Here is a 12,806-nt window from a genome sequence, read left to right as displayed (position 1 = left end):
AGAGATTAACATCATGGACTCGTTTCCCCAGGGAAACGGGTCCATTGTTGTCTGGATCACCACGCTAAGTTGGAATCATGCAGATGCTCGAACAACCAGTGATCGTCGCCGGCGCTTTCCGGCTCCGCCCCTTCCAGCCCAGCGACATTCCTGCCGTGAGGCAGGCCTCCACGGACCCCTACATTACGCAAATCACCACGGTCCCGGCGCAAGGAACTGAAGCCGGCTATACGGCATTCATCGAGCGCCAGCACCGCCGGGTGGCCGAGGGCAGCGGGTATTCATTTGCCATAGCCGAAACGGCCACGGATCGTGCCGTCGGGCAAATCGGCTTGTGGCTGCGCAATGCCGACCACGGCAGGGCCAGCATCGGGTACTGGATCGCACCGGAGCACCGCAGGCGCGGCATTGCCAAGCACGCGTTGGCAGCGCTCGGCGCCTGGGCATTGGAGCATCCGGGAATCGACCGGATCGAGCTCTACGTGGAGCCGTGGAACGAGGGGTCGTGGCGGGCCGCTGAAGCGTGCGGCTTCCAGCGTGAAGGCTTGCTGCGCAGCTGGGAACAGGTGGGCACCGCACGCAGGGACATGTACATGTACTCGCGGCTCAGGGCAGCTCCACGAGCCTAGGCGATCGTTTCCAGGCGACGGCGGCGGGCGCGGCGAACGCGGCGGCGGATCTGCTGCGCAATCAAGGCAATCACCACGACCACTGCAGCCATGGCGCCGATGCCAAGGAAGGCCGGGGCGGGTCCGAGGTTGTCGACGAATATGCCGGTGATCGGCGATCCCAACGCGGTGCCAGCGGTCATCGCAGAGCCATACCAGCCCATGGCTTCGCCGCGACGCTTTTCGGCCACCAAGTCGGTGAGCCACTCAGAGGCCGCCGACAGCGTCGGCGCGCACAGGAAGCCGGGAAGTGCGGAGAACAGCGCCAATGACCAGGTATCCCACGCGAAGTACATGGGGATCGTCAGCACGGCCATGCTCAGCAGCAGCACCAGTGGAGAAATAACCCGCTTCATCGACCCGTAGATCAGGCCGCCGACCAGCGAAGCTCCGCACCAGAAGAAGAACACCAGACCCAGCTGGTGGCTCTGCGCCGACGCGTCCAATTCGGCCACGATGGCCACTTCTGTGCCGGTGAGCAGCATGCCTGCTCCGGCCGCGGCAATGAATACTGCCAGGACCGAAGCGCTGACCCAGTTGAAACGGTTCTTGAAGTTGCGGCCACGCTGCTTGATGCGGGCGCGGGCAGACTTCATGCCGGCTGCGATCAGCTCGCCCTCGACTTCGGGTACACCCATCGGCGCGGCCGCAATGAAGCTGGCCTCCGCCCCCAAGCGTTCCTCGTGCACGTTGGCCCGCGAGGCGATCGCCTTGGGATCATCGCTGCGCGTTGGCGGATTCAGGATCATCAGCGCCAACCCGGCAACCGTCGAGGTCACGCCGATGACGCTCAATCCAATGACGCTGCTGATCTGGGTGGCGACAATGCCGGCGCTTGCAGGTCCGACGATGAACACCAGTTCGGTGGCGGTGGCATCCAAGGCGAAGGCGGTACGGCGTTGTTCGCCGGTGGTCATGATGCCCAGCGCGGTACGCACCACTGAGAAGACCGGTAGCGCGAAGAGTCCGCCGATGAAGGCCAGCGGGTACACCCAGACCAGTGGAACATGCGGCACCGTGCACCAGACGAGTGTTTCGACGATCACCGATGGGATCATCGCGCGGCGCAGTCCCCAGACATCAACGCGGGCACCGCGCCACGGGGCGCCAATGGCGATGCCCAAGGTCATGACGGCCGTGACCAGACCGGCCGAAACCCAGGATTGGCCGAGGTTGTTCACCAGGTGCAGGAGCAGCAGCATGCTCAATGCAGAGTGCGGAAGTCGGGCAATCATGCCAATCAGCAACAGAAGTGAGATCTGCGGTTGACGCAAAATCTGCCAATAGCTTTTCATGCCCGGAAAGTTCCTTGTCTGGTCGAAAGGAGCCCGCCGGTTTAGTTCGGCGCGCTGTGCAAACTGAGTTCGAGGGAATCCACTGCTTCAGCGAATTCGGTGTTTTGGGACAAACGTCCGTGGATTGCGCGAGTCGTCTCGCGAGCGTCGTTCTCGCTCGTTCCGGGAGCAAAAACAAACTGCAAGTTCAGTTCCGGTCCGGGACCTCCGCCAAGGACCACTTGCCCGTCCTTGCTGCGTGAGCCGACTCCCCTGCCCGGGGCAACCTTGACGGTCTGCAACTGGCCAAAGCCTTCGGTTGCATCCTGCACCAGGTTGGCGATCTGCTGGTTCTGATAACTCGGAATCCAGTCGATCTGCTTCGCCAGGTTCCAGACCCCCGGTCGTCGAAGTACGAAGGTGAATTCGCTTCCGGGATCGAGTACCAGCAGCTGGCATTCCTCGCTGACTGCCGAGAGGGCCGCCCGCGGGGCGTAAACCGCCACTGGTCGAGCTTCCTTGTGCCAAGCTTGCAATCGTTCGACGGTCGTGAAGATCGGCAGGGCCATGCGGCCATCTGGAGCCTTGATTTTCACCAGCGCCATATCGGCTTCCTTGTCGGATGCGAAGCCGTGTTCCGTCATGGCTTCTTCGCCGAGCTGGGCTACCACCGCAACGAAAACGCGTGCCTCGGACAAGGATTTATGCACCTCGCCCTCCCCTGCGCTGCCATCGCGCAAGGCCGCCAGTGCGGCAACGACGTTGGCGTCGGCCTTGCCGTCGTCCTTGTCGAAATTATGCAGGGGGTTGCCTTCACCGCTCAGGTCCCGGCCTTCCCAGTCCTGACCGGCAGAGTCGGTGCTAGAGCCTGCCTGCGCCAGTGCAGCGACAATATGTCCCGGCAGGTGGCGTTTGGGTGCAGATTCAGGTTGCTCGGTACTCATAGCTCCATGCTATCGGTGGTTTCGGGGTTGTTGGAGGGAAGTTTCAAAACTGCAGTCATGAGCTTGGACACCCCTATCCGATGATTTCAGATTTCTTTCCCAGCACCTGCGCGCAGTCGCGGGCCCGAGGAGGGAAAGACCGGGATCCGCTTTCACGAATAAAAAAAGACGATTCAAAAGCACGAGCTTCTGAATCGTCTTTCCCTGCTGCAGCATGGGGCCTAGCGGCGACCTGCTACATCGAGCGCTTCTTGCAAGGTGAATTGGCCCGAGTACAGCGCCTTGCCCATGATGGCTCCTTCGATGCCTTCTGGAACCAGCTCGCGCAAGACCCGGAGGTCTTCGAGCGAGGAGATGCCGCCCGAGGCGACAATCGGCTTGCTGGTCTTGGCAGCGATTTCGCGCAATAGTTCAACGTTCGGTCCGCGCAGGGTGCCGTCCTTGGTCACGTCGGTGACGACGTAACGGGCGCATCCGGCATCTTCGAGGCGGGCCAGAACATCCCACAGGTCGCCTCCGTCCTTGGTCCAGCCGTGGCCGGACAAGGTGGTTCCGCGCACGTCCATGCCCACGGCGATCTTGTCACCGTGGCGGGCAATGGCCTGCTTGGTCCATTCCGGGTTCTCCAGCGCGGCGGTTCCGAGGTTGACGCGGGTAGCACCGAATTCCAGGGCCCGGTCAAGTGAAGCGTCATCGCGGATACCGCCGGAGAGCTCGACCTTGATATCCAGTTCCTTGGCAATGCGCTGGACAATCTCAACATTGCTGCCACGGTCAAAGGCTGCGTCCAGGTCGACCAGGTGCAGCCATTCAGCGCCGGCATTCTGCCAGGAGAGCGCAGCTTCCAGCGGGTCGCCGTATCCGGTCTCGGAACCGGCTTCGCCCTGGACCAGGCGCACTGCCTGTCCGCCAGCGATATCTACTGCAGGCAAAAGTTCGAGGATTGGTTGCTCGCTCATGATGTCCTTAGTGAAGAAGTAATGTGATTAGTAAGTCAATGACCAGGCTGCGATCAGGCTCAGGCCTGCAAGTACCCACAGCGCGATGATCCATGAGATATGGGCCTTCTGGCTCTTCAGCGAAATGGCTCCGCCAATCAGGAAGGCCCCGACAACGCCCAGAATGAGGGTCCACATGCCTAGAGCGTCCCCAACCAGTTGCGAAGCAGCTGCGCGCCAGCGTCCCCGGACTTCTCCGGGTGGAACTGCACTGCCGATAGCGGGCCGTTCTCGACGGCGGCCACGAAGGGCGTTCCGTGCGTCGACCAGGTCACCTGTGGCGGGGTCATCGCTGGCTGCGTTACGTCGAATTCCCACTTCTGAACAGCGTAGGAGTGCACGAAGTAGAATCGTTCACCCTCGATGCCGGCGAACAGCTTGGATCCTTCCGGCGGGCGTACCGTGTTCCAGCCCATGTGCGGGATGACATCCGACTGCAGGCGTTCAACCTTGCCCGGCCATTCGCCAATGCCTTCGGTTTTCACACCGTGTTCCACGCCTTCTTCAAAGAAGACCTGGTGTCCCACGCAGATACCCAAAACCGGCAGGCCCCCGGCAATGCGGCGACCGATCCAGCGCAGGGAACCGGTTTTGGCCAGCTGCTCCATGACCGAGGCGTAGGCGCCAACACCGGGGACTACCAGGCCGTCGGCGGCCACGATCTTCTTCGGATCTGCGGTCAGTTCCACTTCGGCGCCGGCGGCTTCCAAAGCGCGCACAGCGGAGCGGACGTTGCCGGAACCATAATCCAGGACAACTACTGTTTTCTTTTCCACTTACAGTGCACCCTTCGTGGATGGGATCTTGTCGCCCATGCGCTCATCGCGCTCTACCGCTTCGCGCAATGCGCGCGCGAAGGACTTGAACTGCGCTTCAACGATGTGGTGCGGGTCGCGACCCGAGAGCACCTCGATGTGAGCACAGATCTGTGCGTGGAAAGTGATGGCTTCGAAGACGTGACGGGTCATCGAACCGGTGAAGTGACCACCGATCAGGTGGTATTCCTGGCCCGCAGGCTCGCCGGAGTGCACGAGGTATGGCCGGCCCGACACATCGACTACCGAACGGGACAGGGCTTCGTCCAGTGGAGCGTAGGAGGTGCCGAAGCGGCGGATGCCGGCCTTGTTGCCCAGTGCCACGCGCAGTACTTCGCCAATGGTGATCGCGGTGTCCTCGACGGTGTGGTGAACGTCGATGTGGGTATCGCCGGTTGCACGCACGGTGAGATCGATGAGCGAATGCTTGGATAGCGCAGTCAGCATGTGGTCGTAGAACGGCACCGAGGTGCTGATCTCAGAGACACCGGTGCCATCGAGGTCCAGTTCAACGAATACGGACGATTCGCTGGTCACGCGTTCCATGCGGGCGCGACGTGCGCCAATCAATTCGGCAGACATGTCTTCCTTCGCTTGTCTTTGATTACTTCTGCGAGCCGAGCAGTTCGGCAAGTCGTTCCAAGAAGGCTGTGGTTTCCGATTCGGTTCCTGCCGTAACACGCAAGGTTCCCGGGATTCCATTGTCGCGGATGATGATGCCGGCTTCCAACAGGCCTTCCCAAATCTTGCGGGGGTCTTCGACGCCACCGAAGAAGACGAAGTTGGAGTCGGAGACCGATGGCTTGAGGCCAAGTTCCTTCAGGCGCGCGACGATGCGGTCCCGCTGGGACTTGATGTCCTCGACCTGGGCCAACAGCAACTCGATGTTCTTCAAGGCCGCGATGGCGGTTGCCTGGGTCACTGCCGACAGGTGGTATGGCAGTCGCACCAAGCGGATGGCATCGGTGACTTCTGGCGCAGCGGCCAGGTAGCCTACGCGCGCACCGGCCAGGCCGAAAGCCTTGGACATGGTGCGCGAGACAATCAGCCGCTGGCGGCCTTCGAGCAGGCTCAGCGCCGAGGTGGTGCTGGCCAAGGAGAACTCGGCGTACGCCTCATCCACGATCACCATGCCGTTATGCTCGCTCATGGCTTCATATACCGCGGTGATGACGTCCAGGCCAAGGGCCGTGCCGGTGGGGTTATTCGGAGAGCAGAGAAAAACGATGTTCGGCTTGTGCTCGCGAACCTGTGCGGCTGCGGAATCGGCGGACAACGTGAAATCTGCGGCGCGTTCACCGGCGATATATTTCGTGTCAGTACCACTGGCAAGCAGCGGGTACATGGAGTAGGTAGGGCCGAAGCTCATCACGGCACGGCCGGGGCCGCCAAAGGCTTGCAGGATTTGCTGCAGGATTTCATTGGAACCGTTAGCGGCCCAGATATTGTCCTTTGTGAGCGAGTGGCCGAGGTAATCGGCTAGGAGTTCGCGAAGCTCGGTGAACTCGCGGTCCGGATACCGGTTCAACGTTGCCGCCGCCTTGGCCACCTCTTGTGCAATGGCATCGACGACTGTCGGTGGCAACGGATGGGTGTTCTCGTTGACGTTCAGCTGGATGGGCACGTCAATTTGTGGTGCGCCATAAGGGGATAGCCCGCGGAGATTCTCACGCAAGGGCAGCTGACTCAAAAGTTCACTGCGGTCATTCACGCATCAAGTCTACGTGCGCAGCGCGCCTGCCGGTGAATCCGCTACGGCCACAGGTAACAAACTCGAAGCAAGCTGGGGAAGCTAGCCGGCAAGGACCGGAATCGAGAGGGTTTCGCCGACCTGGATTTCGCTGCCGGTCAGGGCATTGAGTTCGGCGATGTGGCCCACTGCCGAGGTCACGTCGTAACCGGTGGCGTAATCCCGGGCCAGGCTCCACAGCGTATCCCCTGGAATAACGGTGACATCAACGGTTCCGACTCCAACAGGAGTATCGGCTGCGGCATGCGCGTCAGAGGCAAACATGGAGATGAAGAAAGCTGCGGCGATGGTGAGTGCGAAAATGGGCATACCCACAAGCACGGCCCATCCGCGACGGTTGATGCGGATCTTCAGTGGTGCCTGGGTCTGATTTGAGTCAAGTGCGACGGTTGCCATGACTTTGTCTCCTCAAGAAATTCAAGTGATGCGAATTTGTATTCGAAAGCGTAGATTCGAAAACTTGTTCGAACCTCGTATATCTGTTCTAACAGAGGTTTGCGGAACTTGTCCAGAAGTTTTCGAACAAATCTTTGAAAGAAGCTCGCTTATCTACTAAGATTTCGAAGTAGACGAGCAATGAAAACATCTCACCATCTAGCGCCGACAGTTTGGACTTACGAACTTTCGAATGATTGCTAGGGAAGGCAAAATCTCATGTCAGCTTCACAACGCACTCCCCGATCGAATGCACGTTCGCTGACGATTCGCCAAAAGAAGATCCTGGAGACGATCCAGCGGTCAATCGGCAAGAACGGTTATCCACCATCGATGCGTGAGATTGGTGACGCAGTGGGGCTCAAGAGCCTTTCGAGCGTCACCCACCAGCTGAGCCAGCTGGAAAAGCTCGGCTATATCCGTCGAGATCCACGCCGTCCGCGCGCAATGGAAATCCTGCTGCCTCTGCAGCTGGCCGAAGACGCCGAGAAGGCCGAAGTTTCGAAGCCGGTCGAGCCAGATGCCAGCGAAGACGCCAAGATCATTGAATTGAGCACTTCCGCTGACACCACCATGGTTCCCCTGGTTGGCCGTATCGCTGCCGGCGGTCCGATCCTTGCCGAACAGTCCGTCGAGGATGTTTTCTCGTTGCCTCGTCAGCTCGTAGGCCACGGCGAACTGTTCATGCTCAAGGTTTCCGGCGATTCAATGGTTGACGCTGCGATTTGCGATGGCGACTGGGTAGTTGTCCGCCGCCAGCAGACGGCGGACAACGGCGACATCGTAGCTGCCCTGCTCGATGAAGAAGCCACGGTAAAGACTTTCCGGCAGCGTGACGGGCACACCTGGCTGCTTCCGCAGAACTCGCGCTACGAACCAATTTTGGGTGATGCCGCAACGATCATGGGACGCGTCGTCTCGGTGATGCGCTCGCTCTAGAATACGTACGGTCATTGCGCTGGTGCTTGGCACCAGCGCAATTCTCGTTTAACCCGCTATTGGCCGGCGTTCAACTCGAATTGAGCGGCCGCCGAGAAGATCATCCAGCGTTGGATTGCCGCCGAAAGCCGGCGTGGCTCCTGGTCAGCCAGATGGCGCGCCGTTGCCATGACCAGCCTCCTGGCCTGCTCCCGGCTCCGGGCTTCCAAGCGGACATCATTACCGGCGAGGGCCAGATATCGGCAGAGTATCCCCGCGAACAGGTTGCCGTCTCCCCCGCTGTTGAACGAGAGGACCCCGGCAGCAGTTGACAGCGATTTCGTGGTGGCATCGATCAGTACTTGAGCGTGAGCCAGATCAGCAGGCTCGCCAAGCTCAAGCAATGCCCCGAGCACCAGGCCCTGGTTATAGGTGTAGACCGCTGGTTCCACGGCGTGTCCCTGCGTGGTCAACCGAAGTCCGTCCAGATACAGTCCTCGCTCCACGCTGAACAGATTCTTTTCCAGCCACTGGAGAAGCTCTCGCGCGGTCTCTTTCTCCCCGGTACGGGCAAAGAACAGTGCCGCCGGCGCGTTGGCTGGCGTGTTCTTGAAATCCCGCTTTCTGGACCAGTACAGGCCGCCGTCCAGCACCCCATCCATGCCGGCATGGAGCTGCCGTCCCAGCGTCCGAACTGCCGCCTCGGCAGGACGGCTCCTGTGCCCCGTCACCAGCTGCGTGAACTTTGACAGGCGGCCGCTGGCCAGGGCAAGCCAAGCCATGTCGTCGAAGAAGTAGTTGGGCAAGATCCCGAAGTTTCGAATTCGAATGCCGCGCAATAGGCCGTTGGCCCGGGCAAGCGCTTCGCGCGCCCGGTGTTCGTTGCCTTCGTCCCAGTACGATCGGCCCTCATCGATGATGGCATCCAGATAGTGCGCCTGCCACCAATAGTTCCACTCCGCAAGCGGGTGCGCGAAACCATTGAGATTGCTGAGCATGCTTCCGTCGCGCAACCGATGCGCTTTGCTGTAGCTCTGTCCAATCCACGTTCCGGGCAACCCCATGAGGCGATGCCCGAACCGCTGGTGGGTGTCGATCGCGGCTTGGTGCGCCAATTCCTGCATGGACTCCATGGTGCCTTCCGATTCGAGCTTCATCAGTTCTTGTCACAGACCTTAGTGCATCTGGAAGCATCATGCTGGTACCGGTTAAAGAACACGAGCTGTCCCGAAGGACAGCTCAAGTTCATATTCTGGTTGCGGCTATTTCCCGCCCGGGTTCAATCGCTTGAGAACACCAGTAATGACCTTCTTATCGACAGTCGGCCACATCGGAGGCAGGGTAGCTTTCAAGAAGCTGCCATACCGCGCCGTGGCCATGCGCGAATCAAGGATCGCCACAACGCCCTTATCCCCGACCGAACGAATCAAGCGCCCAGCACCCTGGGCCAGGCGAATCGCCGCATGGGTGGCGGCAACCTGCATGAAGCCATTTCCGCCATGCTTGGCCACGTCCTCGGAACGGGCCTTGGAGATAGGATCATCCGGGCGCGGGAAAGGAATCTTGTCGATGATGACCAGCCGGCAAGAATCGCCTGGCACGTCCACGCCCTGCCACAAGGTCATGGTTCCAAACAGGCAGGTGTCGCGTTCGCTGCTGAACTGTTCGACCAGCGACTTCATGCTGGCTTCACCCTGGCACAAGATTTCCACGTCCAGGCGCTCGCGCAAGATGCTTGCCGCTTCCTCGGCGGAACGCTTGGAAGTGAACAGCGCCAAGGCGCCGCCACCGGAGGCCTTGATGAGATCTTCGATCTCATCCAGCGTCTCCGCCGCCAGTTGGCGTCCTGGCTTGGGCAGGTGCTTGGCCACGTAGAGGATGCCCTGCTTGGGGTAATCGAAAGGGCTGCCAACATCTACGCCGGTCCATGATGGAGCGCCGGCGCCCATCAGGCCCAAGGAGCCTGCTACCGAGTCGAACTGCGAGCCAATGGCCAAGGTGGCGCTGGTCAATACGACCGTGCGCCCGTCGAAGAGGCCCTCGCGCAACTTGCCGGCCACCGACAACGGTGCCACGTTCAAGGTTGCAGGCTGGCTCTCATCGGCCTCGACGTAGCCCCGGCCTTCGACAAACTCCCGCGGACGGGTGGTGTACAGGACCTCGCGGCGTTCTTCGGATTCGAGCATGCGAATCGCATCATCCATCACGGCCTGCAGCTGGGAGCGGGCAGTCTGGCGGCCGCCATCGGCCGGTGCATTGGCTTCGGGCTTGGACAGCGCCAGAGCCAGCCGGGCCTGCTCCACGATGTCGTTCAGGGCAATGCCCATGTCTTCGCGCAGACCATGTTCCAGCAAGCCTGTCGGCAACCCGGTCAACGACTTTTCCAGGCGGTTTGCGGCCTTGACCATCTCATCCGCATTGATACCGCAATGGCGCTTGGCACCGCCAGCGGCGGTAAGCACCATGCGCGAGGAGAGCGCGCCCGAAACCGAGCTGGTCACGCGATCTTGCAGTTCGTGGGCCTCATCGATGATCGCGACTTCGAAGTCCGGGAGAACCGAAAGCCCCTCGAAGGCCGAAACCGCCAGCAACGCATGGTTCGTAATGACCACGTCGGACTCGGCGGCACGGGCACGCGCCATTTCCGAGAAGCATTCGTCCGCCATCGGGCACTTCTGCGAGCCGAGGCACTCCATGGCCGAAACCGAGACCTGCTTCCAAGCCTTGTCACTAACCCCGGGCACCAGTTCATCGCGGTCACCCGTGTCGGTCTCTTCGGCCCATTCACGCAGTTTCATTACTTCGCTAGCCAGCGGCGAGTAAGTGGTGCCGGCAGGTATCGCCGGCTCGTCCATGGAAAAAAGAGTGCCTTCGTCATCCGGGTATCCGCCGCCGAGCTTGTACTGGCACAGGTAGTTCGAGCGCCCCTTGAGCAGCGCGACATCCATCGGGCGCGAGAGCTTGCCCTTGAGCGAGTCGAGTAATCGCGGTACGTCACGGCCGACAATCTGCGATTGCAGCGCCAATGTCGCGGTGGAGACGATCACTGGCTTGGCGCTGGTTTGCGCGTGGGCCAGTGCCGGAATCAGGTAGCCCATGGACTTGCCCGTTCCGGTACCGGCCTGCACCAGCAAATGCTTTTCGTCTTCCAACGCGCTGACCACGTGCTTGACCATTTCCTGCTGGCCGGTGCGCATGGCGCCGCCCATGGAAGTGACCGCGGCCTCCAGGAGCCCCAGGGCCTGCTCTTGCTTATCCATGAAGGTTGAAGGTCTCCAACTCTGCGGCAAAGGAATCGCGCACCTTGACGATCAGCCGGGTGCCCTCCTCCAGGTGTTCGCTTTCCAGGATCTCGGATTCGCTCTGGTGCAGCTTGGCGATCAAATCCCCCCGGTTGTAGGGAATGAGTACCTCAACCTGGACTCCGGGGCGTGGAATCGAGGAACTGATCTTTTCCAGCAGCTCCTGGATGCCTTCACCGGTATGCGCAGAGACAACCACAGTGTTGGATTCCTTGTTGCGGATGCGTTCGATAACGAACGGATCAGCCACATCAGCCTTATTCACCACGATGATCTCTGGGATGTTCAACGCGTCGACTTCGCCGAGCACGGTGCGCACGGCCTGGATCTGCCCTTCGGGATCCGGATGGGACCCGTCAACGACGTGCAGGATGAGATCCGAATCGGCGATTTCCTCCAAAGTGGAACGGAAGGCTTCCACCAGCTGGGTCGGAAGGTTGGAAACGAATCCCACGGTATCGGCCAGGGTGTAGGTCAGCCCGTCTTCGGTCGCCGACTGGCGAACGGTCGGGTCCAGGGTAGCGAACAGCGCGTTCTCCACCAGCACACCGGCGTTGGTCAGTCGGTTAAGCAGCGATGACTTGCCAGCGTTGGTGTAGCCGGCAATGGCTACGGCCGGAACCTCATTGCGCTTGCGGTTGGCACGCTTGGCTTCGCGCGCAGGCTTCATGGCCTTGATCTCGCGGCGCAGCTTCGCCATGCGGTCGCGAATGCGGCGGCGGTCCATTTCAATCTTGGTTTCACCCGGTCCACGCGAACCGATACCGCCACCGGCGGCACCCACGCGGCCACCGGCCTGGCGGGACATCGATTCTCCCCAACCGCGAAGGCGCGGCAGCAGGTATTCGAGCTGGGCCAGTTCAACCTGCGCCTTGCCCTCTCGCGACTGGGCATGCTGCGCAAAGATATCCAGGATCAGGCTGGTGCGGTCGATCACCTTGACCTTGACGATATCCTCCAAGGCGCGACGCTGCGAAGGAGCCAGCTCTGCATCGACAACCACGGTATCGGCGCCAGTGGAAGCAACAATTCCGCGCAGCTCTTCAGCCTTGCCCGAGCCGAGGAAAGTCGATGGGTCCGGCTTGCTGCGACGCTGCACCAGCCCGTCCAGGACCTCCGAGCCGGCGGTCTCTGCCAAAGCGGCGAGCTCACGCAGGGAATTCTCGGCGTCGGTGACGGTGCCGTCGCTCCAGATGCCAGCCAGCACGACGCGTTCCAGGCGCAGCTGGCGGTACTCGACTTCGGTGACGTCTTCCAGTTCCGTGGACAGGCCTGCGACGCGGCGCAGCGCACGGCGGTCGTCCAAATCTTCCTGGTCCCCGTCGAAATGGGTGAGGCCGGAGGAAAAACGGTTCAGTGCAGAGGCTTGCCCGGCGAAGATGGAACTCTCTTCTTCGCCGAAGTGCTGGACCTGCGGGCTCTGCGCATCGTCGGCTGCGAGGATTCGATCGATGGCGGCCTGGATCTGGGCATCATCCATAGATGCCGAATCGTGCTCGTGTGACTCGGAGTTAGTCATGGTCTCCTTAGAAGTACTTCGCTTTCCAGAATAGTGCGGGTGGGCCCCACTTTGCGACGTGGCGCGTTCAGTTTCGGTTGGTTCATCAAACATTCGTGGTCCTTTGCAAGGAGTAAAGGTCTATGAGCAGACAGGTGAATGCATGGTTACCGGTGAGCAAAGGCGAATGCGGGGTTCCAAAAA

Annotated in this window: 13 protein-coding genes; 2 read left to right on the top strand and 11 right to left on the bottom strand. The window is 60.8% G+C overall.

Features of this window, described 5'->3' with window-relative positions; translation table 11 throughout:
* The first annotated feature begins 83 nt into the window (after positions 1–83).
* Positions 84–629 (top strand): GNAT family N-acetyltransferase, encoded by a 546-nt coding sequence (locus tag ACWICV_RS13080; RefSeq protein ID WP_454091130.1) that lies wholly within the window; start codon positions 84–86, stop codon positions 627–629.
* Here the strand turns inward: ACWICV_RS13080 and ACWICV_RS13075 are convergent.
* The 8 genes from ACWICV_RS13075 to ACWICV_RS13040 all read right to left on the bottom strand — a co-directional run bounded on the left by ACWICV_RS13075 (position 626) and on the right by ACWICV_RS13040 (position 6,845).
* Positions 626–1,963, bottom strand: a complete 1,338-nt coding sequence (locus tag ACWICV_RS13075) for an MFS transporter (RefSeq protein ID WP_105658151.1) — start codon at positions 1,961–1,963, stop codon at positions 626–628. The genes ACWICV_RS13080 and ACWICV_RS13075 overlap by 4 nt on opposite strands.
* A gap of 41 nt (positions 1,964–2,004) precedes the next feature.
* Positions 2,005–2,886 (bottom strand): SseB family protein, encoded by an 882-nt coding sequence (locus tag ACWICV_RS13070; protein WP_105658152.1) that lies wholly within the window; start codon positions 2,884–2,886, stop codon positions 2,005–2,007.
* A gap of 221 nt (positions 2,887–3,107) precedes the next feature.
* Positions 3,108–3,845: a bifunctional 1-(5-phosphoribosyl)-5-((5-phosphoribosylamino)methylideneamino)imidazole-4-carboxamide isomerase/phosphoribosylanthranilate isomerase PriA gene (priA, locus tag ACWICV_RS13065; protein WP_105658153.1), complete on the bottom strand. Its 738-nt coding sequence runs from the start codon at positions 3,843–3,845 to the stop codon at positions 3,108–3,110.
* Between the two features lie 27 nt (positions 3,846–3,872).
* Positions 3,873–4,022 carry a hypothetical protein gene (locus ACWICV_RS13060; protein ID WP_166650645.1) on the bottom strand — a complete coding sequence of 50 codons (150 nt, stop codon included), beginning with the start codon at positions 4,020–4,022 and terminating at the stop codon, positions 3,873–3,875.
* A 2-nt stretch (positions 4,023–4,024) separates the two neighbouring features.
* Positions 4,025–4,660: an imidazole glycerol phosphate synthase subunit HisH gene (hisH, locus tag ACWICV_RS13055; protein ID WP_105658154.1), complete on the bottom strand. Its 636-nt coding sequence runs from the start codon at positions 4,658–4,660 to the stop codon at positions 4,025–4,027.
* Positions 4,661–5,281 (bottom strand): imidazoleglycerol-phosphate dehydratase HisB, encoded by a 621-nt coding sequence (gene hisB / locus ACWICV_RS13050; protein WP_013348471.1) that lies wholly within the window; start codon positions 5,279–5,281, stop codon positions 4,661–4,663.
* A 22-nt stretch (positions 5,282–5,303) separates the two neighbouring features.
* On the bottom strand, positions 5,304–6,410 hold the full coding sequence (locus tag ACWICV_RS13045; RefSeq protein ID WP_400290496.1) for a histidinol-phosphate transaminase: 1,107 nt from the start codon (positions 6,408–6,410) through the stop codon (positions 5,304–5,306).
* Positions 6,411–6,491: 81 nt separating this feature from the next.
* The gene (locus ACWICV_RS13040; protein WP_105658156.1) at positions 6,492–6,845 is read right to left on the bottom strand and encodes a LysM peptidoglycan-binding domain-containing protein; all 354 of its coding nucleotides are present in this window, start codon (positions 6,843–6,845) and stop codon (positions 6,492–6,494) included.
* A 258-nt stretch (positions 6,846–7,103) separates the two neighbouring features.
* Between ACWICV_RS13040 and lexA the strand changes: the two genes are divergently transcribed.
* Positions 7,104–7,823 (top strand): transcriptional repressor LexA, encoded by a 720-nt coding sequence (gene lexA, locus ACWICV_RS13035; protein ID WP_105658157.1) that lies wholly within the window; start codon positions 7,104–7,106, stop codon positions 7,821–7,823.
* Between the two features lie 56 nt (positions 7,824–7,879).
* On the opposite strand, the gene ACWICV_RS13030 is transcribed toward lexA, so the two are convergent.
* From ACWICV_RS13030 to hflX, 3 genes are all read right to left on the bottom strand, one after another.
* Positions 7,880–8,959, bottom strand: coding sequence for a glycoside hydrolase family 76 protein (locus ACWICV_RS13030; RefSeq protein WP_400290492.1), 1,080 nt, complete (start codon positions 8,957–8,959; stop codon positions 7,880–7,882).
* Between the two features lie 105 nt (positions 8,960–9,064).
* On the bottom strand, positions 9,065–11,062 hold the full coding sequence (locus ACWICV_RS13025; protein ID WP_105658159.1) for an ATP-dependent DNA helicase: 1,998 nt from the start codon (positions 11,060–11,062) through the stop codon (positions 9,065–9,067).
* A complete protein-coding gene (gene hflX / locus ACWICV_RS13020) occupies positions 11,055–12,623 on the bottom strand; it encodes a GTPase HflX (RefSeq protein ID WP_454091129.1) in 1,569 nt (522 codons plus the stop codon). The genes ACWICV_RS13025 and hflX overlap by 8 nt, the downstream gene beginning before the upstream one ends.
* Positions 12,624–12,806: the final 183 nt, after the last annotated feature.

This window comes from Glutamicibacter sp. NPDC055354, from assembly GCF_053644955.1.
The sequence above is the reverse complement of the archived record's forward strand: the minus strand, read 5'-3'. Positions and strand labels throughout refer to the sequence as shown.